General features: G+C 73.5%; 25 protein-coding genes, 2 pseudogenes and 1 riboswitch. Of the genes and pseudogenes, 13 read left to right on the top strand and 14 right to left on the bottom strand.

All coding sequences use genetic code 11. The features are described from left to right. Positions 1-156: 156 nt before the first annotated feature. Positions 157-251: riboswitch (SAM riboswitch) on the bottom strand. Between the two features lie 260 nt (positions 252-511). Then, complete coding sequence (locus tag PSED_RS11980; protein WP_013674502.1) at positions 512-871, bottom strand: hypothetical protein; 360 nt, start codon at positions 869-871, stop codon at positions 512-514. Between the two features lie 410 nt (positions 872-1,281). Here PSED_RS11980 and PSED_RS11975 point away from each other — a divergent pair, with 410 nt between their 5' ends. From PSED_RS11975 to PSED_RS11955, 5 genes are all read left to right on the top strand, one after another. Further along, complete coding sequence (locus tag PSED_RS11975; protein ID WP_013674501.1) at positions 1,282-1,929, top strand: HemK2/MTQ2 family protein methyltransferase; 648 nt, start codon at positions 1,282-1,284, stop codon at positions 1,927-1,929. Then, positions 1,922-2,146 (top strand): CDGSH iron-sulfur domain-containing protein, encoded by a 225-nt coding sequence (locus PSED_RS11970; protein ID WP_013674500.1) that lies wholly within the window; start codon positions 1,922-1,924, stop codon positions 2,144-2,146. The genes PSED_RS11975 and PSED_RS11970 overlap by 8 nt, the downstream gene beginning before the upstream one ends. After that, entirely contained in the window at positions 2,143-3,162 is a 1,020-nt protein-coding gene (locus tag PSED_RS11965) for an iron-containing redox enzyme family protein (protein ID WP_013674499.1), read from the top strand. Before PSED_RS11970 ends, PSED_RS11965 begins: the two co-directional genes overlap by 4 nt. A gap of 3 nt (positions 3,163-3,165) precedes the next feature. Beyond that, the gene (locus PSED_RS11960; protein WP_013674498.1) at positions 3,166-4,128 is read left to right on the top strand and encodes an L-histidine N(alpha)-methyltransferase; all 963 of its coding nucleotides are present in this window, start codon (positions 3,166-3,168) and stop codon (positions 4,126-4,128) included. 165 nt (positions 4,129-4,293) lie between these two features. After that, on the top strand, positions 4,294-5,175 hold the full coding sequence (locus PSED_RS11955) for a manganese catalase (RefSeq protein ID WP_013674497.1): 882 nt from the start codon (positions 4,294-4,296) through the stop codon (positions 5,173-5,175). A 150-nt stretch (positions 5,176-5,325) separates the two neighbouring features. Here PSED_RS11955 and PSED_RS35290 read toward each other — a convergent pair. The 3 genes and pseudogenes from PSED_RS35290 to PSED_RS11945 all read right to left on the bottom strand — a co-directional run. Continuing rightward, positions 5,326-5,574, bottom strand: a pseudogene (locus tag PSED_RS35290) (cytochrome P450); the annotation flags it as partial. A gap of 377 nt (positions 5,575-5,951) precedes the next feature. Further along, positions 5,952-6,368 (bottom strand): CBS domain-containing protein, encoded by a 417-nt coding sequence (locus PSED_RS11950; protein ID WP_013674496.1) that lies wholly within the window; start codon positions 6,366-6,368, stop codon positions 5,952-5,954. Positions 6,369-6,616: 248 nt separating this feature from the next. Further along, positions 6,617-7,816, bottom strand: a complete 1,200-nt coding sequence (locus PSED_RS11945; protein ID WP_013674495.1) for an alcohol dehydrogenase catalytic domain-containing protein — start codon at positions 7,814-7,816, stop codon at positions 6,617-6,619. 117 nt (positions 7,817-7,933) lie between these two features. Here PSED_RS11945 and PSED_RS11940 point away from each other — a divergent pair, with 117 nt between their 5' ends. Beyond that, positions 7,934-9,001, top strand: a complete 1,068-nt coding sequence (locus tag PSED_RS11940) for an NAD-dependent epimerase/dehydratase family protein (RefSeq protein ID WP_013674494.1) — start codon at positions 7,934-7,936, stop codon at positions 8,999-9,001. 50 nt (positions 9,002-9,051) lie between these two features. Here the strand turns inward: PSED_RS11940 and PSED_RS11935 are convergent, their stop codons facing one another. From PSED_RS11935 to PSED_RS11925, 3 genes are read right to left on the bottom strand one after another with little or no spacing between them, the layout of a single operon-like run. After that, the gene (locus tag PSED_RS11935) at positions 9,052-11,238 is read right to left on the bottom strand and encodes a xanthine dehydrogenase family protein molybdopterin-binding subunit (protein ID WP_013674493.1); all 2,187 of its coding nucleotides are present in this window, start codon (positions 11,236-11,238) and stop codon (positions 9,052-9,054) included. Beyond that, positions 11,235-12,209: an FAD binding domain-containing protein gene (locus PSED_RS11930; RefSeq protein ID WP_013674492.1), complete on the bottom strand. Its 975-nt coding sequence runs from the start codon at positions 12,207-12,209 to the stop codon at positions 11,235-11,237. Before PSED_RS11930 ends, PSED_RS11935 begins: the two co-directional genes overlap by 4 nt. Then, on the bottom strand, positions 12,196-12,648 hold the full coding sequence (locus tag PSED_RS11925) for a (2Fe-2S)-binding protein (protein ID WP_013674491.1): 453 nt from the start codon (positions 12,646-12,648) through the stop codon (positions 12,196-12,198). The genes PSED_RS11930 and PSED_RS11925 overlap by 14 nt, the downstream gene beginning before the upstream one ends. A 202-nt stretch (positions 12,649-12,850) precedes the next feature. Between PSED_RS11925 and PSED_RS11920 the strand changes: the two genes are divergently transcribed. The 4 genes from PSED_RS11920 (at position 12,851) to PSED_RS11905 (ending at position 16,520) form a co-directional block, all read left to right on the top strand. Beyond that, positions 12,851-13,423: a TetR/AcrR family transcriptional regulator gene (locus PSED_RS11920; protein ID WP_013674490.1), complete on the top strand. Its 573-nt coding sequence runs from the start codon at positions 12,851-12,853 to the stop codon at positions 13,421-13,423. A gap of 677 nt (positions 13,424-14,100) precedes the next feature. After that, a complete protein-coding gene (locus tag PSED_RS11915) occupies positions 14,101-14,367 on the top strand; it encodes a hypothetical protein (RefSeq protein WP_013674489.1) in 267 nt (88 codons plus the stop codon). A 1-nt stretch (position 14,368) separates the two neighbouring features. Further along, positions 14,369-16,141, top strand: coding sequence for an aa3-type cytochrome oxidase subunit I (ctaD, locus tag PSED_RS11910; RefSeq protein ID WP_013674488.1), 1,773 nt, complete (start codon positions 14,369-14,371; stop codon positions 16,139-16,141). A 37-nt stretch (positions 16,142-16,178) separates the two neighbouring features. Continuing rightward, positions 16,179-16,520 (top strand): TraR/DksA family transcriptional regulator, encoded by a 342-nt coding sequence (locus PSED_RS11905; protein WP_013674487.1) that lies wholly within the window; start codon positions 16,179-16,181, stop codon positions 16,518-16,520. Between the two features lie 6 nt (positions 16,521-16,526). Here the strand turns inward: PSED_RS11905 and map are convergent, their stop codons facing one another. Continuing rightward, positions 16,527-17,306: a type I methionyl aminopeptidase gene (gene map, locus PSED_RS11900; RefSeq protein WP_013674486.1), complete on the bottom strand. Its 780-nt coding sequence runs from the start codon at positions 17,304-17,306 to the stop codon at positions 16,527-16,529. Positions 17,307-17,382: 76 nt separating this feature from the next. Here map and PSED_RS11895 point away from each other — a divergent pair, with 76 nt between their 5' ends. Further along, positions 17,383-17,688, top strand: coding sequence for a helix-turn-helix transcriptional regulator (locus tag PSED_RS11895; RefSeq protein ID WP_013674485.1), 306 nt, complete (start codon positions 17,383-17,385; stop codon positions 17,686-17,688). A gap of 15 nt (positions 17,689-17,703) precedes the next feature. On the opposite strand, the gene PSED_RS11890 is transcribed toward PSED_RS11895, so the two are convergent. The 3 genes from PSED_RS11890 to PSED_RS11880 form a co-directional block, all read right to left on the bottom strand. Next, positions 17,704-18,516, bottom strand: coding sequence for a sigma-70 family RNA polymerase sigma factor (locus PSED_RS11890; protein WP_013674484.1), 813 nt, complete (start codon positions 18,514-18,516; stop codon positions 17,704-17,706). A 120-nt stretch (positions 18,517-18,636) separates the two neighbouring features. Beyond that, a complete protein-coding gene (locus tag PSED_RS11885; protein WP_013674483.1) occupies positions 18,637-19,050 on the bottom strand; it encodes an ATP-binding protein in 414 nt (137 codons plus the stop codon). A 25-nt stretch (positions 19,051-19,075) separates the two neighbouring features. Next, complete coding sequence (locus PSED_RS11880; protein ID WP_013674482.1) at positions 19,076-20,233, bottom strand: baeRF2 domain-containing protein; 1,158 nt, start codon at positions 20,231-20,233, stop codon at positions 19,076-19,078. Positions 20,234-20,530: 297 nt separating this feature from the next. Between PSED_RS11880 and PSED_RS11875 the strand changes: the two genes are divergently transcribed. After that, entirely contained in the window at positions 20,531-21,427 is an 897-nt protein-coding gene (locus PSED_RS11875) for an SDR family oxidoreductase (RefSeq protein WP_013674481.1), read from the top strand. Between the two features lie 50 nt (positions 21,428-21,477). Next, positions 21,478-21,909, top strand: coding sequence for an SDR family NAD(P)-dependent oxidoreductase (locus PSED_RS11870; RefSeq protein ID WP_049803380.1), 432 nt, complete (start codon positions 21,478-21,480; stop codon positions 21,907-21,909). Between the two features lie 174 nt (positions 21,910-22,083). Here the strand turns inward: PSED_RS11870 and PSED_RS35640 are convergent. From PSED_RS35640 to PSED_RS11860, 3 genes and pseudogenes are all read right to left on the bottom strand, one after another. After that, positions 22,084-22,401: pseudogene (locus tag PSED_RS35640) on the bottom strand (STAS domain-containing protein); the annotation flags it as partial. A gap of 90 nt (positions 22,402-22,491) precedes the next feature. Further along, positions 22,492-23,070 (bottom strand): hemerythrin domain-containing protein, encoded by a 579-nt coding sequence (locus PSED_RS11865; RefSeq protein ID WP_013674480.1) that lies wholly within the window; start codon positions 23,068-23,070, stop codon positions 22,492-22,494. A gap of 126 nt (positions 23,071-23,196) precedes the next feature. Further along, positions 23,197-23,388, bottom strand: coding sequence for a hypothetical protein (locus PSED_RS11860; RefSeq protein WP_013674479.1), 192 nt, complete (start codon positions 23,386-23,388; stop codon positions 23,197-23,199). Positions 23,389-23,484 lie beyond the last annotated feature (96 nt).

Here is a 23,484-nt window from a genome sequence, read left to right as displayed (position 1 = left end):
CACGCGCCGTCGAGGGCGACGGCGAGACGGAGGTGGGCCATGAGGTGACCTCTCGTGCACGAGCGTGGACGGGCCAGGGTCGTCAGACCCGACAGACCGCTCCGGCCGTGCGCTTGAGGTCGACGTGCAACCGCCGCACTCCCAGGAACATCGCATCCTCCATCGCTCCCGGCTTTAGCACCCGCACCCGCTCGGGCGGGGGGTTGCTGCGGCGTCGTCGAGCCAGGTCTCTCGGCCGCTCTGGATGGTGTGTCCCCGGAGGAACTTCTGCACTCTACGTACATGGACGCGGGCGGCGTCAATCCTCCGGGCGACGATGTGACACACACGGACCGAAACGCGGTGTCGACGGGATCGACCTGTCCGAACACCGCGGCCCCGATCCCATTCCGCAGGACGATTCGGGATGCGGTCGCCGATGCGCCGGACATTCGGCTCGGGACGCGACGGCCCCGTCGGCGGCCGGGCGCCGGCCCGGCCGCCGGCGTCGCGGCGCCCGCCGCTTGCGGGATCAGGGTCGTGTGGGCTCGCCGGGCACGGCCGGGGTGCTCGGCGCGCCGGCCGAGCCGGTGGGCCGCGGCGGCTGCAGGGCCGGCGCGCGCCGCAACGCCGCGCGGGCGATCGCGAGCTCGTGCGCGACCTCCGCCGCGATCAGCTCGACGTGCAGCGCACCCGCGTCCGGGTCACCGAGCAAAGCCCGGTTGCGTTCCAGGAGCGACTCGAGGCCGTCGAGCAGCCGGGCGGCGATGTGCGCGCGGCGCCGCTCCCGTGGCGAGGGCTCCGCGGAGATCGAGCGGGCAGGTGCGGGCAGGGTGTGGATGGGCGGGGTGTGGATGGGCGGGGTGTGAGTGGGCACGGCGTCGACGGACATGGCGTTGCTCCGATGTCGGGAGGGGTGACCGGGGGCGGGCGGGGTCACCGACAGAGCGCGGCCTCCGTGCGTCCGAAGTCGACGTGACGACGCCGCGACAACGCCGGCCGGGTGCCGTCCATGACGTCCTCCATCGACCCCGGCGGGAGCACCCGCACCCGCACGGGGCGGGGGGTTGCTGCGGCGTCGACGAGCCGGGTCTCTCGGCCGCTCTGGATGGGTCTGCTTTCACTGTAGGCAGCGAGGCCCGCGGGGTGTCAATACCGGAGTGTCGATACGGAGCCGCCGGCGACGGGGTGCAGCGGCGGCCGACAGGGACAGGCTTAAGCGCCGCGGGGCCGGGTATGGACCGATATGCCTGCCGTCGTCCACGGGTCCGCGCGGACCCCCGTCCGCACCGAGGACCGCACGTGATCCTTCTCTGTCCTCCCGGGGTGTACAAGGCCCAGTCCGACACCCACCTGCTCGCCGGCCGCGTCGCCCAGCTCGCACACGGGCGGCACGTCCTCGACCTCGGCACCGGTACCGGCGCGCTCGCGCTCACCGGCGCGCGGGCCGGGGCGCAGTCGGTGACCGCCGTCGACCTCTCCCGACGCTGCGTCGCCACCACGCGGCTGAACTTCCTGCTGCACCGCAGGCCCGTCCGGGTCCACCGCGGCGACCTGTACGAGCCGGTGCGCGGCCGCCGGTTCGGGCTGATCGTCGCCAACCCGCCGTACGTGCCGTCGGAGACCTCGGTCCTGCCCCGGCACACCCGCGGCCGCAGCTGGGACGCGGGCCCGACCGGGCGCGCGATCCTCGACCGGATCTGCGACGGCGCGCCCGAGCACCTCGAGGACGACGGCACGCTGCTGCTGGTGCACTCCGCGGTGTGCGGCCCCGAGCGCACGCTCGAGCGGCTCGCCGCCGCCGGGCTGGCGGCCGACGTCGTCGACCGCGCGCGCATCCCGTTCGGGCCGGTGATGCGCTCGCGTGCCCAGCTGCTCGAGCGCAGTGGTCTCATCGAGCCGGGCGAACACCTCGAGGAGCTGGTCGTCGTCGAGGCCCGTCGTGGTTGAGCGCCGGCTCGCGCGCCCGGAGCCGACCCGCATCGTGCTGACCGAGGAGGGCCCGGCTCTGGTCAGCGGCCCGGTCGAGCTGGAGCTGCCCGACGGGTCGCGGGTGCGCTCGGACCGCGCCGTCACCGCCGTGTGCCATTGCCGCCGCAGCAAGCGCTACCCGATCTGCGACGCGAGCCACCGGCGCAAGGTGCGACAGGAAGGACGTGAGGCATGACCGGGACGCTGGACCGCCCCCGTACCGCGGCGCCCGAGCTGCCCACGCCGCGCGGACCGCTGTCCGGGGCCGTCGTCGCCGCGTTGCGCGGCGATCCGGTCCCCGCCGTCGACACCGCGGACGCGGACCCCTACGGCGACGACCTGCAGCTCGCGCTGCACTGCTGCTACGAGCTGCACTATCGGGGGTTCGCCGGCGTCGACGACGACCGCGAGTGGGACCCGGCGGTCCTCGGCCTGCGCCGGCAGCTGGAGCAGGTCTTCCTCGCGGCGCTGCGGGCCGACGTCGAACCGGGCGACGACGTCGCCGCCGAGGTGGAGTCGCTGCTCGTCGAGCCGGTCGGGCCGGGGGTGCGCGGGGTGTCGCACCACCTGCAGCGCGACGGGACCCTCGGGCAGCTGCGCGAGTACGTCGCGCACCGGTCGATCTACCACCTCAAGGAGGCCGACCCGCAGGCGTGGGTGATCCCGCGGCTGTCGGGGCCGGCGAAGGCGGGCCTGGTCACCGTCGAGCACGACGAGTACGGCTCGGGACGTCCCGAGCGCATGCACTCCACGCTGTTCGCGGAGATGATGGTCGAGATCGGGCTGAGCGACGCGTACGGCGCCTACGTCGAGCAGGCCCCCGGCGCCACACTCGCCGAGGTGAACCTCATGACCCTGTGCGGGCTGCACCGCGGGCTGCGGGGCGCGTCCGTCGGGCAGTTCGCGATGGTCGAGCTGACGTCGTCGCCGGGGTCCGAGCGGCTGGTCAAGGCCATGCGCCGGCTGGGCTGCGGGCCCGCCGCGATCCGGTTCTACGACGAGCACGTCGAGGCCGACGCGGTGCACGAGCAGGTCGTGCGGCGCAGCGTGCTCGACCCGCTGCTGGCCGCGGAACCGGAGCTGGCGGCCGACGTCGTCTTCGGGATCCGCGCGAGCTCGCTGCTCGCGGAGCGGATGGGCGAGCACCTGCTGGGGTGCTGGGAGCGCGGCACGACGAGCCTGCGCACCACCCCCACCGGGTCCGCGGGCTGACAGGTGTCGGTCGAGGTCGAGTCGGTCGACGCGGGGTTCTGGGACGACGGCGCGGACCTCGCGGCGTGCCTGCGCGAACCGGTCCCCCGCATCCCGCCGCACTTCGGCTACGACAGCATCGGCTCGCAGCTGTTCGAGGAGATCACCGAGCTGCCCACGTACTACCTCACGCGGGTGGAGCGGACGCTGCTCGGCCGGCACGCCGCCGAGGTCGCCGCGGCGCTCGACACCGCCCGGCTCGCGGAGCTGGGCAGCGGCAGTGCCCGCAAGACCCGGCTGTTGCTCGCGGCGTGCCTGCGTCGTCGGCCGACGACGTACCTGCCCATCGACGTGAGCCGGGAGATGCTGGAGCGCAGCGCGGCCGACCTGACCGCGGCCCTCCCCGACCTCGACGTGCGCGGCCTCTGGGGCCGCTACGAGGCGGGACTGGCCCAGCTGCGTGCCGACGGCGAGCCGGTGTGCGTGGCCTTCCTCGGCAGCAACGTCGGCAACTCGACGGCCGCCGAGCGCGAGGCGCTGTTCGGCGCGGTCGCGGCGGCGCTGCGGCCCGGCGACGGACTACTCGTCTCGGCCGATCTCACCAAGTCCACCGAGACGCTCGAACGCTGCTACAACGACCCTCCCGGCCATGACGTGTTCCGGCGGTTCCGGCTCAACCACCTGAGTCATCTCAACTCGCGCTTCGGTGCCGACTTCCGCACCGAGCTGTTCGAGCCCCGCGCACGGGTGGTGGGTCCGGTGGTCGAGGGGCTGCTGCACGTCCTGGACGACCACGTCGCGACGCTACCGGCGCTCGACGTCTCGCTGACGCTCCGCCGCGGGGACGCGATCAACGTCGGCTTCTCCGCGAAGTTCGAGCCCGGTCCGCTCGCGGCCGAGCTGGTCGGCCACGGCATGGCCCTCCAGGACCGGTGGATCGACCACCGCCACCGCTACGGCCTGTTCCTGTTCCGCCGGACGGACTGAGGACACCTCGGCCATCGGCGACCGCGCCGGTGGGCGATCCGGTCTCCGTGGGCGGTTTCGACCGGTGTCGCGCGGGCAGGCGACAGGAACCGTCCGGAGTGACGGGTCATCGCGCGCGGCCGAGACGGTGCCGCGCCTCCCCCGCTCGATTCCCGAGGAGCACACGTGTTTCTGCACCGCCAAGAACTGCAGTTCAAGTCGACACCGGACAAGCCCGACGCCGTGTACGCCCGCAAGCTCCAGGAGGTGCTGGGCGGGCAGTACGGCGAGATCACCGTCGCGATGCAGTACATGTTCCAGGGCTGGAACATGCACACGCCGGGCAAGTACCGCGACCTCGTCTTCGGTGTCGCGTCCGAGGAGATCGGGCACGTCGAGATGCTCGCGACGATGATCGCCCAGCTGCTGGAGAAGGCCCCGCTGGGCATCACCGAGGACGCCGTCCAGGACGACCCGACGGTCGCCGCCGTGATCGGCGGCACCGACGTGCAGCACGCCATCGTCGCCGGTGCCGGCGCGCGGCCCGTCGACAGCAACGGCAACCCGTGGCAGGGCAGCTTCATCACCGCCAGCGGCAACCTGCTCGCCGACTTCACCGCCAACGCCAACGCCGAGATGCAGGGCCGCGTCCAGGTCGCACGGCTCTACCACATGACCGACGACGCAGGTGTGCGCGAGCTGCTGTCGTTCCTGCTCGCCCGCGACACCATGCACCAGAACATGTGGCTGGCCGCCGCGGCCGAGCTGCAGGAGGAGGGCGCGGAGACGATGCCGACGCCCAGCAACTTCCCGCAGTCGAAGGAGTTCACCGAGGTCAGCTACCAGTACCAGAACTTCAGCGACGGCGCGCAGGCCTCCGAGGGCCGCTGGGCCAAGGGCCCCAGCGTCGACGGGCACGGCGAGTTCACCTACCACGACGGGCCGACGACGACCGCCCCGATGCCGCCACCCACCCACCCCGACAGCCGCCTGTACGGCACGACGGAGCTGCCGAACACGGTCGAGAAGGTCGCGGGTCTGGCACAGGACAAACTGAACAAGGAGTGACGGCTGCCGGCGCGGCGGCAGCGGCGGCGCCGGCCGGCGCGGCGCGCCACCACCGGGACACCCGGTGAGCGCGTCGCGTCGGCCCGGCCCCGGCCCGACCGGCCGCGTCGAGCCGGTACGCCCCGTGCCGCGTCGGCGCGGTGTGCGCCGCTAGGCGTCCGCCCGGCCGTGGACCGCGAACCGCAGCGTGAACGGGTCGAGGCCGCCCGGCAGCGGGCGTCCCGGCACGAGCAGGCCCGCGGGGCGCACGGTCAGGTCGAGGTCACCGACGAGCGTCGCCAGCATCGTCGACGCCGTCAGCAGGACGAGCTCGCGGCCCGGGCAGTGCGCGGGCCCGGCGCTGAAGGGGACGATCGCCGGGTCCGCGTCGTAGGTCCCGTCCAGCCAGCCGTCGGGGCTGAACCGACGCGGCGCCCGGCCAGCGCGACGACCCGGCGCCTGCGGGCGATCACCTCCTGGGCGACGATCGGACCTACGGCCAACGCCAGCACCCGGGCGGTGTCGGCGGCGGAGGCCTCGGGCAGCGCGGGCGGTGCCGCGGGCCTGGGGTCGGCCGGCGGGTCGCCCGCCGTGCGCGCGGAGGAGTGCGTCATGCCCGGTGCGTACCCGGGCCGGCGCCGGACATCCCCCGCCGACCGCCCGGCGTCCTTCGACTCGTCGTGCCGATCCGCCGCTCGGCCGTTGGCGCGCACGTCTGGTTCAGGGGCATCGTCGCTCCCTGCGCAGCCGCGCTCCTCGGCGTCGGCGGGTGAGGGTCTCCTGCCGCGTTCACGTGCTCAGTCCGTGGACAGGGCCTCGGTGAGCATGCCGGTGTCGGCGTCGTCGAGGCTGCGGGCGACGTCGGCGAGGCTGATGACCCCGACGACCCGGGTGCCGTCGATCACCGGAACGCGGCGCACCTTGTGCGCCACCATCGTGCGCATCAGTTCGGCGACGTCGTCGTCCGCGCCGACCGTCACGGCCTCGCCCTGGGCGAGCTCCCCGGCACGCACCGCCAGTGGGTCCTTCCCCGCCGCGATCACCTTGGTGACGATGTCGCGGTCGGTGAGCATCCCGACCAGCTGGTCGTCGACGCCGCAGATCGGCAGCGCGCCGACGCCGGCGTCGGCCAGCTTGGTCGCCGCCTCTCGGACGGGCTCGTCGCCGCGGACGAAGGTGACGTCCGCGGTCATGATCTCGCGCGCGGTGGGCATCGTGCTCCTCTCGTCGCCTCGCCGTGGCGGGCGAGGCGCGTCCGGTCCGAATCCGGTCCCGATCCGGACCGGTTACCCGGTCCCCCGCCGGGACACACGCCGCGCGACAACCGTGGGCCGGTACTCGCCGGCCGGTTTCCCCGACCGCCGAACCCGGCAGGAGTCCTGCCGCGACGGCTCCGCGGTCCTGGCGGTGCTCACGCCCGTAACCCCCACGAGCGCGGGATCCTCCTGTTCCGGATCGCCGATCACGCGCCGTCGCGGGTGGGCATGAGCAGGGTTTTCACCATCCCGTCGCGCTTTTCCTGGAACGTCGCGTATGCGTCCGATGCGGACTCCAGCGGCAGCCGGTGCGTCGCGAAGTCGTCGACACCCAGCGGGTCGCCCTCGGTCAGCAGGGGCAGGATCTCGGGGACCCAACGGTGCACGTTGGCCTGGCCCATCCGCAGCTGGATCTGCTTGTCGAACATGGTCAGCATCGGCATCGGGTCGGCCATCCCGCCATAGACACCGGACAGCGAGATCGTGCCGCCGCGGCGGACGGCGTCGATCGCGCTGTGCAGGGCGCCGAGCCGGTCGGTGCCCACGGTCATCATGAGCTTCGCGGCGAGCGCGTCGGGCAGCATCCCGGTGACCTGCTGGGCGAGCTTGCCCACGGGCGAGCCGTGCGCCTCCATCCCGACGGCGTCGATCACGGCGTCGGCGCCGCGCCCGCCGGTGAGGTCACGGACGGCGTCGCCGAGCCGGCCGTCCAGCGAGCTCAGGTCGACGACCGTCGTGCCGCGCGCCGCGGCGCGGTCCAGCCGCTCCGGGACGAGGTCGGCCCCGATGACCTGCGTCGCCCCGAGGTGGCGGGCCACCCGGGTGCACATGTCACCGATCGGGCCGAGACCGAGGACCAGCAGGGTGCCGCCGGGGACGACGTCGGCGTAGCGGACCGCCTGCCACGACGTCGGCAGCACGTCGGAGAGGTACACGAAGCGGTCGTCCGACGGCCCGTCGGGCACCGCGATCGGCAGCGTGTTGCCGAACGGGACGCGCAGGTACTCGGCCTGCCCGCCCGGCACCTGGCCGTAGAGCTTGGTGTAGCCGAACAGCGACGCCCCGGTCCCGTACTCGTGGACCTGCGTCGTCTCGCACTGCGAGTACAGCCCGTGCCCGCACATCCAGCACGTGCCGCACGAGACGTTGAACGGGATGACGACGCGGTCGCCGACGGACAGCTTCGTGACCTCCGGACCGACCTCGACGACGCGTCCCATCGGTTCGTGACCGAGGATGTCGCCCTCGTCGAGGAACGGCCCGAGGACCTCGTAGAGATGCAGGTCGGACCCGCAGATCCCGGTCGAGGTGATCTCGACGACGACGTCGTCGGGCGCCTCGATCTTCGGGTCGGGGACCGTGTCGACGCGGACGTCGCGTCGGCCGTGCCAGGTCACTGCTCGCATGGGTCTCCTCCGGGAGGTCGACGAGGTCGTGGGGCTCGGCCCCGCCCTACCCGGCAGCGGGGCGGACAAACGGGCACGGGCAGGTTTGGCCGGGCCGCGGCGGGCCACCCGCGGACCATGCGTGTCGTCGTGACCGGTGCGACCGGAAACCTGGGCGCGGGCGTGCTGCGCGCGCTGGCCCGCGAACCCGGCGTCGGCTCGGTGGTGGGCGTCGCCCGCCGGCCGCCGCCCGATCCGGGCCCCGGCGTCGAGTGGGTGCGCGCCGACGTCGCCCGCGACGACCTCACGGACGCGTTGCGGGGTGCCGACGCGCTCGTGCACCTCGCCTGGCTGTTCCAGCCCACCCACGACCCCGCCCTGACCTGGCGGGTCAACGTGCTGGGCACGCTGGCGGTGCACCGGGCGGCGGCCGAGGCCGGGGTGTCGACGGTGGTGCACGCGTCATCGGTCGGTGCGTACTCACCGCGACCCGACGCGGACGGGAGCACCGCGGACCATCCCGTCGGCGAGGACTGGCCGACGCACGGCTGGCCGGGCGCCGCCTACACCCGGGAGAAGGCGTACCTGGAACGGGCGCTCGACGGCTGGGAGGCCGAGCACCCCACGATCCGCCTGGTGCGGCTACGCCCGTCGTTCGTGTTCCGCCGGGAGGCCGCGGTGGAGCAGCGCAGGCTCTTCGCCGGGCCCTTCGTCACGCAGTCGCTGGTGCGACCCGGGCGGATCCCCGTGCTGCCCGACGTGCCCGGCCTGCGGTTCCAGACCGTGCACTCCGACGACGTGGGCGAGGCCGTCCGGCTGGCGCTGCTCGGTGACGCCCGCGGCCCCTTCAACCTCGCCGCGGACCCCGTCGTCGACACCAAGGCCCTCGCGGGGCTGCTGCGCGCCCGGCTCGTGCCGGTGCCCAGGGCGGCCGTCCGGGCCGGCCTGGCTGCGGCGTGGTACCTACGGCTCGTCCCGGCCTCCCCCGGCCTGTTCGACGCCGTGCTGCGGCTGCCCGTCATGGACACCGCCCGGGCGCGCGACGTGCTCGGCTGGACGCCGCGGCGCTCGTCGACCGAGGCGCTCTCGGCGTTCCTCGACGGCCTGGCCCGGCCGACGGGCGGGCCCACCCCCAGGCTGAGCCCGGATGCGGGTGGCCCCGCCCGCGCCGGCGAGATCGCGTCGGGGGTCGGCCGCAGACCCTGACCGCGGCGTACCGGACGGACCACCGCAACGCGTCCGCGGCCAGGACACCCCTACTCGGGCAGGCCGTCCAGGAGGTCCTCGATCGTGATCGGGGTGTGCCGCACCCGGACGCCCGTCGCGTTGTACACGGCGTTGGCGACCGCGGCGGCCATGCCGACCACCCCGATCTCGCCGATGCCACGCGCGCCGACGGGGTTGTGCAGCGTGTCCGGGTGCTGCACGAAGTGCACGTCGACCTCGGGGATGTCCGCGTTGACCGGGAGCAGGTAGCCGGCCAGGTCGCCGTTGGCGAGCCTGCCGTCGCCCTCGATCTCCAGCCCCTCGTGCAGGGCCGCCGAGACGCCCCAGATCATGCCGCCGCGCAGCTGGCTGCGGGCGGCCTGGTCGTTCACGATGCGACCGGCGTCGAACACCCCGAGCATCCGCGACACCCGCGCCTCACCCGTCCACCGGTGCACCCTGACCTCGCAGAACTGGGCCCCGAACGAGCTGAAGGAGTGCTTCGTCAGCTCCTCCCCGGGGCCCGACGAGCCGACGGCGGAGATCGCGTCCCGGCCGAGCGCGGACAGCAGCTCCCCGAACGTCATCGACCGTCCGCCGCCCAGGACCCGGCCGTCGGCGTAGGTCACGTCCTGTCCCGCGAACGGCGCGCCCGGCGCGCTCGCGAGCGACTGCAGCTCCTCGAGCACCGCCGAGGCCGCGGCCACGATCGCCGACCCCACGCTCGCCGTGGCCGTCGACCCGCCGGACATCCCACCGGGCGGGTAGGCGGACAGGCCCAGCCGCGGCGTGATCCGCTCCGTTCCCACGTCCAGGGCCTCGGCCCCGAGCAGCGCCATCACCGTCAGCAGGCCGGTACCGGGGTCGGAGCCGCCGACCGAGACCAGCGCCGTGTCGTCCGCCCGCAGGGTGATCTCGGTCGTGGTCGGGAACCGCAGCGCCGGGAACACCGCCGTCGCGGTGCCCATCCCGACCAGCCAGTCGCCGTCCCGCGTGCCGGTGGGCGTCCGGCGCGACCAGCCGAAGCGCTCGGCGCCGATCCGGTAGCAGTCGTCGAGGTACTTGCTCGACCACTGCAGGTCGCTGCCGGCGGGGCCGAGGGAGCCGTTGCGCAGCCGCAGCTCGATCGGGTCCATGTCCAGCGCGACGGCCAGCTCGTCCATCGCGCTCTCCAGCGCGAACGACCCGGGCGCCTCGCCCGGCGCGCGCATGAACGTGGTCCGGGGAATGTGCAGCGGCACCACCTTCTGGCTGACCGCCAGGTTCGGGGTGCGGTAGGCCACCCTCGACGCGGCCGAGGTGGGCTCGACGAACGACCGGTCGGTGTCGGCGCTGCACCAGGAGTCGTGGCGCACGCCGATCAGGGTGCCGTCGCGATCGGCGCCCAGTGTGATCTCCTGCAGCGTCTCCGGGCGGTTCGCGGTCGCGGTGAAGACCTGCTCACGGCTCAGCGCCGCCTTGACCGGCCTCCCGAGGGCCCGGGAGGCCGCCGCGGCCAGGAACGCCGGGACGGACGTGCGTCCCTTGCCCCCGAACGCACCGCCCACGAACGGGTTCACGGTGTGCACGGCCGACGGATCCACGTCCAGGGCGGCCGCGAGGTCCGCCTGCTGCACGAAGGCTCCCTGGTTGCCGCTGTAGACGGTGAGACCGTCGGCGTCCCAGTGCGCCACGGCGGAGTGCGGCTCCATCGCGGCGTGGTTCTGGGTGGGCGTGGAGTACCGGCCCTCGACGACGACCGGGCTGCCCGCCAGCGCGTCGTCGATCGACTCCACCCCGTCGGCGAGGACGACCTGGGTCGAGGGCTCCCCGTCCAGCCCTGGCGGCGCCTCCTCGGCCAGGTCGAGGTTGTCCGCCAGCGACGTGCGGGCAGGCCGTTCGTCGTAGGTCACCTCGACGAGCGCGCTCGCGTCCCTGGCCTGCTCGTAGGTCTCCGCCACGACGAAGGCCACCGGCTGGCCGTGGTGGGTGACGCTGCGGTCCTGCAGCGGCACCCAGGTGTCGCCCAGGATCGGGGTCGAGGGGGTGCGCAGCGTGAGCGGGTCGAACGGCGACCAGACGGCGACGACCCCGGGCGCGGCCTGCGCCGCGGCCACGTCCATCGCCACGATCTCGCCGTTCGCGATCGTGCTGGTCACCACGTAGCCGTGCAGCATGCCGGGCAGGTTGTGGTCCGACCCGTAGCGTGCCCGGCCGGTGACCTTGAGGGGTGCGTCGATCCGTGTGGTGGTCGTCATCCTCGGCTCCCGGTCGGTTCGTCCTGGGTCAGTTCGCAGAGGGCGCGGACGACGGTCCGACGCAGCAGCGCGACCTTGAAACCGTTCGCGGACAGCGGCTCCGCGCCGTCCGCGGCGAGTGCCGCGGCGTCCTGGAAGGCGTCCTCGGTCACCGGCGCCCCGCGCAGGGCCGTCTCGACGGCGGTCAGGCGCCACGGCACGGTCGCGACGCCGCCGACCGCCACGCGGGCGTCGACGACGTGGGCGTCCCGGACGTCCAGCGCGACCGCCGCCGAGCACAGGGCGAACTCGTAGGACTGCCGGTCCCGCACCTTGACGTAGGTCGAGTTCACCGCCCAGTCCAGCCGGGGCACCACGATCTCGGTGATCAGCTCACCGGGCCGCAGGTCGTTCTCGACGTGCGGGGTGTCGCCGGGCAGGCGGTAGAAGTCGCGCAGCGCCACCATGCGGGTCCCGGCCGCGCTCGCGAGGGTGATCTGCCCGTCGAGCGCGACCAGCGCGACGGCCACGTCGCTCGGATGCGTCGCGACGCACGCCTCGCTGGTTCCGAGCACCGCGTGCATCCGGTTGGCCCCCGAGCGCGCCGGGCAGCCGCTGCCGGGATCGCGCCGGTTGCACGCCGTCGTCACGTCGCGGAAGTAGCTGCACCGGCTGCGCTGCATCAGGTTCCCGCCGATGCTGGCCATGTTGCGCAGCTGCTGTGATGCGCTCTGCAGCAGCGCGCCGGAGATCACCGGGTACACCCCCGGGTGCCGCGCGACGTCGCTCATCCGCTCCAGCGCGCCCAGCCGCAGCCCGTCGGCGGTGTCGATGCCCCGCAGCGGCAGCGCGTTGATGTCCTGGACGTGGCGGGGGGTCAGGACGTCGAGCTTCATCAGGTCGACCAGCGTCGTCCCCCCGGCCAGGTAGGTGCCCGCGCCCGCGACGGCGTCGTCGACGCTCGTCGGGGCGGTCAGCTCAAACGACTGCATCGGCCCCCCTCGCCTGCTCGATCGCGGCCACGATGTTCGGGTACGCCGAGCAGCGGCAGAGGTTGCCGGACATGAACTCGCGGACGTCGTCCACGTCCTGCTCCACCGCGGCGACGGCCGACATGATCTGCCCGGAGGTGCAGAAGCCGCACTGCAGCGCGTCCTGGTCGACGAACGCCTGCTGGACCGGGTGCAGCGCGTCGCCGGTGGCGAGCCCGTCCACGGTGGTCACCGGCTCGCGCACGGTCGCGGCCAGGGTCAGGCACGACAGCACGGGGCGGCCGCCGACGTGCACGGTGCACGCACCGCACTGGCCGCGGTCGCATCCCTTCTTCGGCCCGGTCACGTCGAGCCGCTCGCGCAAGGCGTCGAGCAGCGTGACACCGGGCGCCACGTCGAGGATCTCGGTCCTGCCATTCACTTCGAGTGAGATGTCCACTGAGGTTCTCTTCCTCGCCGGGCGGCGCGAGGCGGTGACCCGGCATCGGATGGTGCTGGCTCGTCAGTCCGTAGGATGGGAACCGGATAATGATCCGGTCCTGCGGACGACAGTAGCGGATATCTATCCGGTCGGCGAGCGTCCTGTCCGGGACGTCCCCTGTCGTGAATTAGAGTTCGCTGAGACCGGCCGGGAGGTGACCATGACGGGGGCCGTCAACCTGAGGCGCGCGGACACCCGGCGCAACAACGAGCGCATCCTGGCCGCGGCGGCGGCATCGCTCGCCGACACGGGCGAGCTGTCGTTCAACGCCATCGCCAGGACGGCAGGGGTGGGCGTCGGCACCGTCTACCGGCACTTCCCCACCCAAGGGGCCCTCGTCCTCGCCGTCTACCGGCACGAGGTGCAGCAGATACTCGACGCGGTCCCCATCCTGCTGCAGGAGAAGTCCCCGCCGGAGGCGTTCCGGACGTGGACCACCGACCACCTCGCGCGCTACATGATGACCAAACGGGGCCTGGCCGACGCCCTGCGCGCCGCCACGAACGCCGACGACGAGGACGTCCCGGGCAAGGCCTACGAAGCCATGGTCGGCGCGGTACGCGCGCTGCTCGAGGCCAACGTCGAGGCCGGCACCGTCCGCCCCGGCCTCGACCCGGAGACCGTCGCGCGCGGCCTGGGCGGGTTGTTGTTCCTCGACCCGCGGGGCGACTGGCGCGGCCAGACCGAGGCGCTCGTCGACCTGCTGTGGCGGGGTATGCGCCCGGGCGACTGACGCCGGGCGGTACCCGTCCCGCTCAGCCCCGGCGATACCCCGACCGTCCCGGGCCGGACCGGTCGAGCGCTGGATCACCGCCTGCGACCTGATGCCCGCCGTCGACACGATCGTCACGGCCACCGCGTCCGGGGTCCGGGGGCCGTGACCGCGGCGGCGGTCGGCGGAGGTCTGCGGTCACCGGGCCGAGGGCCTCCGCGACCCGCCCTCTCGCGGTCGCGTCGACCCCGCGGCGACCGGACCACACGTGGGGACGGCATCGTCTGCCCCGCTCCCGACGCCCTCGTCCTCGCGGCCGCGGACCTCGACGGTCCCGCGCTCGCGGCGCTGCCCGGCGCCGACGTCGCCGTCACCGACGACGGCGGGGGCGGGATGCACCTGGCCGACGCGGTAGCGACGCCGGTCGTCGTGCTGTTCTCCGGGACCGAACAGGTCGAGCAGTTCCGCCCTCGAGGAGTACCGTCCTCGGTGCTGCAGGTCGCGACGGTGTGCAGTCCGTGCCGCCAGTTCGTCTGTCCGTTCGGGCTGCCCTGCCTGGACCTGCCCTCCGCGACGGTCGTCGCCGAGGCGCTGCGGCACGCCGCGGACCACGACGACCGGGCGGGGTTTGCCGCCCGGCCTGCCGGGTATACACCGCGCCGCCCGCACCCCGGCGACGGCCACGACGAGGAGGAGCTGTGGAACCCAGCGCGACACTCGCCCCCTTCATCGCGTGGCTGGCCACCAGGGAGGAGGACGAACACGTGCGGCGCCGGCACCGCACGATCGTCGAGCACTACCTCGTGTGGAGCCGCACCGAGGCCGGCCCGCTCGCCGACCGCCGGGCCCGCTACCTCGCCCAGCAGACCAACCGGGGCGGCCGGAGCGAGCACGTCACGGCCGCGCTGGCCAGGTTCGACGAGTTCTGCGCGATCCTCTCCGCCACGTCCCTCCCGGAGCGCTGACATGACCCGAACCGACCCGCCGCCGGCCGCCGTCCTCCAGCCCTCGCGCCCGGCTCCCCCGGCGCCGCCGCGTCGGCCCAAGGGTTCGCGCATGCTGCACATGCTGCGCACGACCGACCCCAAGGACATCGCGTTCCTCTACCTCACGACGGCGTTCGCGTTCTTCCTCGCGGGCGGGGCGATGGCGCTGCTGATGCGCGCCGAGCTTGCCCGCCCCGGGCTGCAGTTCCTGTCGGCGGAGCAGTACAACCAGCTGTTCACGATGCACGGCACGATCATGCTGCTGCTGTACGCGACGCCGATCCTGTTCGGCTTCGCCAACTACATCCTGCCGCTGCAGATCGGCGCCCCCGACGTCGCGTTCCCGCGGCTGAACGCCTTCTCCTACTGGGCATTCCTGTTCGGTGGGCTGATCGTGATGTCCGGGTTCCTCACCCCCGGCGGCGCCGCCGACTTCGGCTGGTTCGCCTACGCCCCGCTCAGCGACGTCGTGCACTCCCCCGGCATCGGCGCGGACCTGTGGATCACCGGCCTGGCCCTCGCGGGACTGGGGACGATCCTCGGCGCCGTCAACATGATCACGACCGTCATCTGCCTGCGGGCCCCCGGGATGACGATGTTCCGGATGCCGATCTTCACCTGGAACATCTTCTTCACCTCGATCCTGGTCCTCATCGCGTTCCCGGTACTCACCGCGGCCCTGCTGGCCCTGCTCGCCGACCGGCAGCTGGGGGCACACGCGTTCGACCCGGCCAACGGCGGCGCGATCCTGTGGCAACACATGTTCTGGTTCTTCGGCCATCCCGAGGTCTACATCGTCGCGCTGCCGTTCTTCGGCATCGTGACCGAGGTCTTCCCCGTCTTCAGCCGCAAACCCGTGTTCGGCTACAAGGGCCTCGTCTACGCGAGCGTGGCGATCGCCATGCTGTCGGCGGCGGTCTGGGCACACCACATGTTCGCCACCGGCGCGGTGCTGCTCGCGTTCTTCTCGTTCACCACGTTCCTCATCGCGATCCCGACCGGGATCAAGTTCGTCAACTGGATCGGCACGATGTGGAAGGGCAAGCTGACGTTCGAGACACCGATGCTGTTCGCCCTCGGCTTCCTCGCGACATTCCTGTTCGGCGGCCTCACCGGCATCCTGCTGGCCTCACCACCGCTCGACTTCCACGTCTCAGACACCTATTTCGTCGTCGCCCACTTCCACTACGTGCTGTTCGGGACGATCGTGTTCGCGACGTTCTCCGGGATCTACTTCTGGTTCCCGAAGATGACCGGCCGGATGATGGACGAGACGCTCGGCAAGGTGCACTTCTGGCTGACGTTCTTCGGCTTCCACACGACGTTCCTGGTGCAGCACTGGCTGGGCAACGAGGGCATGCCGCGCCGCTACGCGGACTACCTGCCGACCGACGGGTTCACCACGCTGAACACGGTCTCCTCGATCGGCGCCTTCATCCTGGGCGCCTCGACGCTGCCGTTCATCTGGAACGTGTTCCGTTCCTACCGCTACGGACGAGTGGTGACCGTCGACGACCCGTGGGGTTTCGGGAACTCGCTGGAGTGGGCCACCTCCTGCCCGCCACCGCGGCACAACTTCACCGAGCTGCCGCGCATCCGGTCCGAGCGGCCGGCGTTCGAGCTGCACTACCCGCACCTGGTCAAGCAGTTCCGCGACGAGGCGCACGCGGGGGGCCGGGCCGCGCCGTCGGAGCACGCGGCCCGGGGTACCCAGCGCGAACACCATCCCGGCGACGACGCCCGCAACCGCTGAGCCCGAACCGACCCGTCAGGACCCCCGAGAGGACCCCATGGACGACGCCCACGCCCGCACCCTGCTCCGCGAGGAGCTGCGCAGGATCGACCACGAGCTCGCCGACCGTCGCTCCGGCGGCCCGTTGCGCCCGGACGAGTCCGACCGGCGGGCCGTCGACGAGGCCGACCGTGCGTCGCGCGAGACCGAGACGATGGAGGCGGACCTGGCCGAGGGCACGTTGCGGACGCAGCGCCGACGGCTCGACGCGGCGCTCGACCGCCTCGAGCGGGGCGAGTACGGGCGGTGCACCGTCTGCGGGCGGGAGATCGACGACGAGCGGCTGAGCATCCGACCGGAGACCGACCGCTGCCGCGACCACCCCGAGGAGCCGCGCTGACCAGGGCTACCGGGTCCCGGTCGGGAGCGTGAGGATCTCCGCGCCGTCGTCGGTGATGGCGATCGTGTGCTCGCTGTGCGCGGTGAGGCAGCCGGTCGCGCTGCGCAGCGTCCAGCCGTCGGCGTCGACGACGAGGTCGGCAGTGTCGGCCATGACCCATGGCTCGAGCGCCAGCAGCAGCCCGGGGCGCAGCGTGTAGCCGCGGCCGGGCCGTCCCGTGTTGGAGATGTGCGGGTCCTGGTGCATCGTCGTGCCGACGCCGTGCCCGCCGAACTCGGTGTTGATCGGGTATCCGGCCGCGCCGAGGACCGAGCCGATGGCGTGGGAGATGTCGCCGGTGCGCGCGCCGGGGACGGCGGCGGCGATCCCGGCGCGCAGGGCGCGCTCGGTCGCGTCGATCATCGCGGCGCCATCGGGCGTGGTCGTCGCGCCCACGACGAAGCTGACCGCCGAGTCGGCGACGACGCCGTCCTTGGCGACGGCCAGGTCGAGCGACAGCAGGTCGCCGTCGGCGAGCGCGTAGTCGAAGGGTCGCCCGTGGAGCACGGCGTCGTTCACCGACGTGCAGATGTAGTGCCCGAACGGGCCACGTCCGAACGACGGCGCGTAGTCGACGTAGCAGGACTCCGCCCCGGCCTCGATGATCATGGATCGGGTCCAGCGGTCGATCTCCAGCAGGTTGGTGCCCACCTCACAGCGGCTCCGCACGGCCTGCAGGATGTCGGCCACCAGTGCGCCCGCCCGCCTGGCGCGGGGCAGCCGGGTGGGGTTGAGGATCTCGATCATTCGACGCCTTACTCGCTGGCCTACTCGCTCCAATAAGTATCCCGTCCATGTTATCCCCGGTACTACAATCGGTGTCATGGTGAGGTTGCCGCTCACGCCTGCCGAGCTCGAGCGCGGGCAGCGCCTCGGCGCGCTGCTGCGGCGCGCGCGGGGCGAGCGTTCGATGCTCGGCACCGCGCTGGACGCGGGCGTGTCTCCGGAGACCCTGCGCAAGATCGAGTCGGGCCGCGTGGCCACCCCGGCCTTCCCCACCATCGCCGCGATCGCCGACGTGCTCGGCCTCTCCCTCGACGCGGTGTGGGCGGAGATCAACCGGGCCGACGCCGCCGCTCCGGCGCGGTCGGCCCACGAGCACCACGCGGGTGAGCGGCTGGCCCTTTAGCCGTCGGGCCGGCGATCAGCCAGGGGGCGTGTCGTCGAGCATGGCGGCCCGCAGCCGGGCGAGCGTGCGACTGAGCAGCCGCGACACGTGCATCTGCGAGACGCCGAGTTCCTCCCCGATCTGGCTCTGGGTGCGGCCGCCGTAGAACCGCAGCAGCAGGATGCGGCGCTCGCGCTCGGGCAGTGCGGCGATCAACGGGCGCAGCGTCTCGGCGTCCTCGACGAGCTCGAGCTGGCGGTCGATCTCACCGAGCTGCTCGCCGGGCAGCCGCTCGTCCCCGGGTGCGGGGGCGTCGAGCGTCGCGGCCCGGTGGTTCTCCTCCGCGTGCAGCGCCTCCAGCACCTCCTCGATGTCGACGCCGAGCTCGCGAGCGAGCTCCGAGGGGCGCGGCGCGCTGCCCAACCGCTGGGCCATCGGCCCGTGGGCGGACCGGATCGCGACGGAGAGCTCCTTGAGCCGGCGCGGGACCCGCACGCTCCAGGACTGGTCGCGGAACCAGCGCAGCACCTCACCGCGCACGCAGGGCACGAGGTAGCCGAGGAAGTCGCCCTGGGCCCGCTCGGGGTCCCAGCGGTCGACCGCGCGCACGACCGCCTCCGACGCCGCCTGCCGCAGGTCCTCACGCGACCAGGGGGTGGCGGAGGCGTGCCGGCCCGCGATGCGTTCCGCGACCGGCAGGAACGTCAGGATCAGGTCGTCGCGCAGCGCGTCGCGGGCCGGATCGTCGGCCGGGAGCCGGGCGAGCCGGTGGAGCCGCTCGAGCTGGTCACCGAACTCACCGTCAGGCCGGACGTCGGGATCGGCGCGGTGGGCGGGAAGTGTGCGCATACGCACGTCTCCACGAATCGACACTGGGAGAGGGCGGCGGTTTGCACCCAGCGGCCGTGGATGCGGCCGGACCTCCACGGTAGCGCCGTCGCGGCCCGTTCGCACGATGCGAAGGCGTCGTCACGGGCGGTCCCCCCGGGCGACGGGCTCGCTCAGCAGCGTCAGCCGGGTGCCCTCGGCGTCGGTGACGACCTCGACCGCCGCGCACAGCGTCTCGACCAGCGGCAGCCCGTTGCCGCGGCCTGGCTCCGGGCCCGCCGTGCGCCAGCGCCCGCGGTCGCTGACCACCACCCGGATCCGCTCGCACCCCGGGCTCACCACCTCGACGGCGAGCGCGATCCGCACCGGTCCCGGGGGTTCGATCGGGTAGGCATGCTCGATGCTGTTGCTGACGATCTCGCTGACCGCGAAGACGATCGGCGACATCGCCCCTCGCGGCCAGCGCACCGCCATGAGCCACACCTCGACGGCATGCCGGACGAGGCCGAGCCGGTGCGGCTCGGCCTCGACCTCGAGCGTGCAGAAGAGCTCCATGGCCCGGCGCGGATGCGCGGACTGCTCAGCCGGCGGCGACCGGGAACCGCAGGACCGCGCCCAGGCCGTGCCGCAGCACCGGTCCCGCCGGCTGCTCCTCGTCCTGCTCGCCGGGGACGTCCGGGTCGAGCGGGTCGCGCGCGTCCGGGCCCGCCGGTCCGGTCACGACGACGTCCGCATCCGTGACGACGGCCGCACGCAGCAACGCCGCGGCGACGGGAGCGCGGCCCGCCGGGGTGCTCCCGATGGCTGCCAGACCCGCCTCGTCGGCGGCGAGGGCGGCCGGGTCGGTCCCGAACCACACCTCGTCGGCGGGTACGGCGGCCGGATCGACGAGCAGCGTCTCGACGGCCTGGGCGCGCGCGGCGGCGAGCACGTCGGCCTCACCGCTGACGGCGAGCCCGTCACCGTGCCCGGCGGCCCGGGCGAACCGGTCGAGCGCGGTGCGCCGCCGCAGCGCACGCACGTCGTCCTCGGCCCGGGCGACGGTGTCGGGCAGGTCCGCGCCGCGCTCCCCGCCGCTGTGCTCGATCTCGACGAGGACGTCGGTGCACCGCCGCGACAGCCGGTCGCGCAGCCGGGCCCGGGCGGGCGCGTCGCCGGTCAGGACGAGCACCTCCGCCCCGGTCCGCTGGACCGCCCGCTCGGTGGCCTCGGCGACGGCAGCGGTGTTGCGCCGCCAACTCTCCTCGACCCGCTCCTGCATCGGCAGGTGCGACGCGCCGCCGGCGGGCACCTTGTGCACCGGCGTCTCGCCGCCGACGGTCACCGGGTCCTCGCCCGGGACAGCGATCTCGCCGCCCGTCTCGTGGACCTGGACCCGCACCGTCCGCACCGGCTCCGGCACCTCCGTCACGACGGCGAGCAGGTCGGGCAGGGGACCCCAGCGCGCGGCCGGTGCCGCCGGCGGCACCGGCGTGAGGCGGTCGACCAGCACGCCCGTCGCGTCGGCGACCAGCACCCGTCCCGCGGTGCCGTCGGGTGGTGGCGGACCGGCGAGCGCGGCCTCGACGGCCTCGCGCACGTCCTCCGGCGCGCCCTGGTCGGCGAGCGCGGCCCCGACCTCGCGGCGGCGCAGCCGATCCAGCTCGGCGGCGTCCTCGGTGTCGTGGGTGGCGTCGATCAGCACTGTCGCGAACGGTCCGGGCCGATCGCAGGCCGGGCGCAGCCAGTCGAGTCGCATCTGCTCACTTCCTGGGTCGCGGATGTTCCGTGACCTCTGCTGTACCCGCGACCGTGCTGCCGACACACCGGTCCGGGCGGACCTCGCCCACGGTCGCCGGCCTCGCCGGGGAGACCGCAGGAATGAACCGAGCCCGCCGGGGAACGCGGAGACCGCGGCCGCCACCGCGCGACCACCGGGAGCCCCGCGGCGGCGGCCGGACCTCTCGCGACGCGACAGTCGCGGCCGGCGCCCACCGCCGGCTCGTGCCGTGCCGCGTCTCGACCCGGCGACACACCGGCCCGACCCGGAGGATCCGTGACCCACGACCAGTTCACCCCCGCAGACCCAACCGAACGTTTCGCCGTGCCGGGCAGCGGCGACACCCCCGTACCCTGGCCCGGGCGCACCGATGAGATGGACGTCGTCCCCGACCACGGCGAGCGGACCTACCGCGGCACCGAGCGGCTCGTCGACCGTAAGGTCCTGCTGACCGGCGGGGACTCCGGGATCGGGCGGGCGGTGGCAATCGCGTTCGCGCGCGAGGGTGCCGACGTACTGCTCACCCACCTCCCCGAGGAGGCGGAGGACGCCGCCGAGACCGCGCGCTGGGTCGGCGAGGCGGGCCGTGAGGCCGTCACCGTGCCGGCCGACCTGCGTGAGGAACGGCAGTGCGAGGAGGTCGTCGCCCGCGCGGTCGAGGCGTTCGGCCGCATCGACGTCCTCGTCAGCAACGCCGCGTACCAGATGTCGCAGGACGAGGGCCTGACCTCGATCACGACCGAGCAGTTCGACCGCGTCATGCGCACCAACGTCTACGCGCTGTTCTGGCTGGCCCGGGCCGCCGTCCCGCACATGCCGCCGGGTTCGTCGATCATCACGACGTCGTCGGTGCAGGCGTTCTCCCCCTCGCCGCACCTGCTCGACTACGCGACGTCCAAGGCCGCGATCGTCAACTTCACCAAGGGACTCGGGCACAACCTCGTCGAGCGCGGAATCCGTGCCAACTCGGTCGCACCCGGCCCGGTGTGGACGCCGCTGATCCCCGCCACGATGGGCGCGGACAAGCTCGACTCGTTCGGCGCGCAGGCCCCGATGGGCCGCGCCGCGCAACCGGCCGAGCTCGCGCCGTTCTTCGTGTTCCTCGCCTCGCAGGAGTCGTCGTACATGACGTCCGAGGTGCTCGGCGTGACCGGCGGTTCCCCGATCACCTGAGCCGCCCACGTGCGGTGGATGGATCGGCGCCACGCGGGTAGGCGAACGACGTGACAACTGGCGTCGGGCAGGGCGGCGCGTTCGTCGACATCGACGTCGACGACGAGCAGGACATCATCGACCTCAACGTGACCTCGACCGTCCGGTTGGCCGAGCACGTCCTGCGCGACATGGTCTCCCGGGGTGAGGGGCGCGTGCTGGTCACGTCGTCGATCGAGGCGACCATGCCCGCGCTGATGCCGGGCCCGACCGAGACCGACTTCTTCCACCGCGCGGACGTGGACGACACCCGGGTCGGCGCGGTGGAAGGACGACCCGGCGCAGGTCGCCGAGCAGGGCGTCGAGGCGATGCTGTCGGGCCGGGCGAAGATCGTCGCAGGGTCCGTCGGCACCAAGGCCCAGGCGCCACCGGCAACGTGCTGCCCGACGGCGTCAAGGCCCGCATGCACCGGCGGATGGCCGAGCCCGGTTCGGCCCGGTGATCCCGGGGCGGTGATCCCGGGGGCGGTGAGCGGCGCGCTCCGCGTCGCGGTCCGCCGCGCTAGCGGCGGTCGGGTCGTCCCCGGCGCCGCGGGACCCGGGTCGGGTGCCGACCCGGGGCCTGGGGAGTCGGCGACCCGGGGCCGGGGCGCCAGGAGCGTCAGACCGCCGACGACGGTCAGGATGCGCCGGACGGCGCCGTCCGGCGACGCCACGACGTAGAGGTTGTCGCCGCGGGCGCGCAGGTCGGCCTGCACCCGGCAGAGGTCGCGGGCGGCCGAGAGCCCGAGGAAGCGGACTCCCGTGAGGTCGAGGACGGTCCGCGACGCGGCGAACTCGTCGATCCAGTCCCGCAACACCGGTCCGTTGATCAGGTCGATCTCCCCCACGCAGCGCAGCACCGTCAGCCGTGTCGACGGCCGGATCACCTCGACCCGCAGGCCGAGGGCCGAGAAGGTCTCCCCGTCGGGAGTGCCGGGCGGCTGCGATGTCATGGGGTCCTCACACAGCAGTGTGTCGACGGGCCGCCGGCTGCCCTGCGCCGGTGCGGCGCCGCCCGCGGCCGGGAGGCGCGGTCGCGGACATCAGCCGGTAGCGCGTCCGCTCAGCCGGTCGCGGAGCCGGTCGACCAGCCCGACGCCGGGCCCGGCGAGCTTGTGGAAGAGCTCGGCGTTCGGCGCGTCGGGGTGTGGCCGCGTCGGCGCGAGCTTCTTCGCCGTCTCGACCTTGCGGCGCAGCCCGACCAGCGTCTCCTCGTCGAGCGCGGCCCGCAGCTTCGGGAACTGCTCCGCCTCCTCGTCCGACGCGTGGTGGCGCAGCGCGTCGGCCATGGCGGTGACGAGATCGTCGAACCGCGGGTCGTCGCCGCCGACGCCCTCGAGGTCCTTCATGATCCGCTCGAGACCCTCGTGCTCGTCCTTGTCGTGCGCGACGGTGTCGGCGCCGTCGCTCAGGTGCGAGCTCATGGCCGGGTAGACGTACATCTCCTCGGCGACGGAGTGGCGCACGACCTCGGCGATCACCGTGTCGGCGAGGTCGCGCCGTTCCGCGGCGTCGGTGGTGGCGCCGATGCGACCGAGCAGGTCGAGCGCCTCGTGGTGGTCCTGGGTGAGCGCGTCGACGACGTCGGGCGCGTGCCTGTCGGGGGTGGTGGTGTCGGTCATGTCTGCTCCAGTCGGTTCTCCGTCGTCGGTTCCGTTCCGTGGCGCTCGGGTCACGTCGCGCTCGGCCGTCGCGCCCGGCCCGTCGCGCTCGGCCCGTGGCGCGACGCGGCGGCGCCCCGGCGTGCCTCAGTCGGGCGGCTCGGCGTCGGGCGCGTCCTCGGCCGTCCTCGTCGACGGGTCGGGGTTCTCGGCACGCCCGAACACCTCGTCCTCGAGACGGTCGACCGTCTCCTCGGTGTCCGCGGGCCCGTCGGGTCGTCCGGGTACCGGGGGGCCTGTCGTGTCGTCGGCGGTCTGCCTCTCTCGGGCGTTGTCCATCGACGTCACCTGCCTCGTGGTCGTGCGGCGGGCACGGCCGTGGCACCTCCCGCCGCTGCGGTCTCGTACGCACGAGGGCTACCCGCGACGGCGTCG

Origin of the sequence: Pseudonocardia benzenivorans CB1190, from assembly GCF_000196675.2 — a bacterium.
In the GTDB taxonomy this organism is placed as follows: Bacteria; Actinomycetota; Actinomycetes; order Mycobacteriales; family Pseudonocardiaceae; genus Pseudonocardia; species Pseudonocardia benzenivorans.
The sequence above is the reverse complement of the archived record's forward strand: the minus strand, read 5'-3'. Positions and strand labels throughout refer to the sequence as shown.

What these genes read in the sequence shown, in the direction of transcription:
- PSED_RS11940 (WP_013674494.1), top strand. Translation starts at nt 7,934, where the DNA reads ATGCGTGTCGTCGTGACCGGTGCGACCGGAAACCTGGGCGCGGGCGTG.
- PSED_RS11860 (WP_013674479.1), bottom strand. Translation starts at nt 23,388, where the DNA reads ATGGACAACGCCCGAGAGAGGCAGACCGCCGACGACACGACAGGCCCC.
- PSED_RS11935 (WP_013674493.1), bottom strand. Translation starts at nt 11,238, where the DNA reads ATGACGACCACCACACGGATCGACGCACCCCTCAAGGTCACCGGCCGG.
- PSED_RS11950 (WP_013674496.1), bottom strand. Translation starts at nt 6,368, where the DNA reads ATGCCCACCGCGCGCGAGATCATGACCGCGGACGTCACCTTCGTCCGC.
- PSED_RS11980 (WP_013674502.1), bottom strand. Translation starts at nt 871, where the DNA reads ATGTCCGTCGACGCCGTGCCCACTCACACCCCGCCCATCCACACCCCG.
- PSED_RS11965 (WP_013674499.1), top strand. Translation starts at nt 2,143, where the DNA reads ATGACCGGGACGCTGGACCGCCCCCGTACCGCGGCGCCCGAGCTGCCC.
- PSED_RS11930 (WP_013674492.1), bottom strand. Translation starts at nt 12,209, where the DNA reads ATGCAGTCGTTTGAGCTGACCGCCCCGACGAGCGTCGACGACGCCGTC.
- map (WP_013674486.1), bottom strand. Translation starts at nt 17,306, where the DNA reads ATGATCGAGATCCTCAACCCCACCCGGCTGCCCCGCGCCAGGCGGGCG.
- PSED_RS11880 (WP_013674482.1), bottom strand. Translation starts at nt 20,233, where the DNA reads ATGCGACTCGACTGGCTGCGCCCGGCCTGCGATCGGCCCGGACCGTTC.
- PSED_RS11945 (WP_013674495.1), bottom strand. Translation starts at nt 7,816, where the DNA reads ATGCGAGCAGTGACCTGGCACGGCCGACGCGACGTCCGCGTCGACACG.
- PSED_RS11865 (WP_013674480.1), bottom strand. Translation starts at nt 23,070, where the DNA reads ATGACCGACACCACCACCCCCGACAGGCACGCGCCCGACGTCGTCGAC.
- PSED_RS11895 (WP_013674485.1), top strand. Translation starts at nt 17,383, where the DNA reads ATGGTGAGGTTGCCGCTCACGCCTGCCGAGCTCGAGCGCGGGCAGCGC.
- ctaD (WP_013674488.1), top strand. Translation starts at nt 14,369, where the DNA reads ATGACCCGAACCGACCCGCCGCCGGCCGCCGTCCTCCAGCCCTCGCGC.
- PSED_RS11890 (WP_013674484.1), bottom strand. Translation starts at nt 18,516, where the DNA reads ATGCGCACACTTCCCGCCCACCGCGCCGATCCCGACGTCCGGCCTGAC.
- PSED_RS11885 (WP_013674483.1), bottom strand. Translation starts at nt 19,050, where the DNA reads ATGGAGCTCTTCTGCACGCTCGAGGTCGAGGCCGAGCCGCACCGGCTC.
- PSED_RS11920 (WP_013674490.1), top strand. Translation starts at nt 12,851, where the DNA reads ATGACGGGGGCCGTCAACCTGAGGCGCGCGGACACCCGGCGCAACAAC.
- PSED_RS11905 (WP_013674487.1), top strand. Translation starts at nt 16,179, where the DNA reads ATGGACGACGCCCACGCCCGCACCCTGCTCCGCGAGGAGCTGCGCAGG.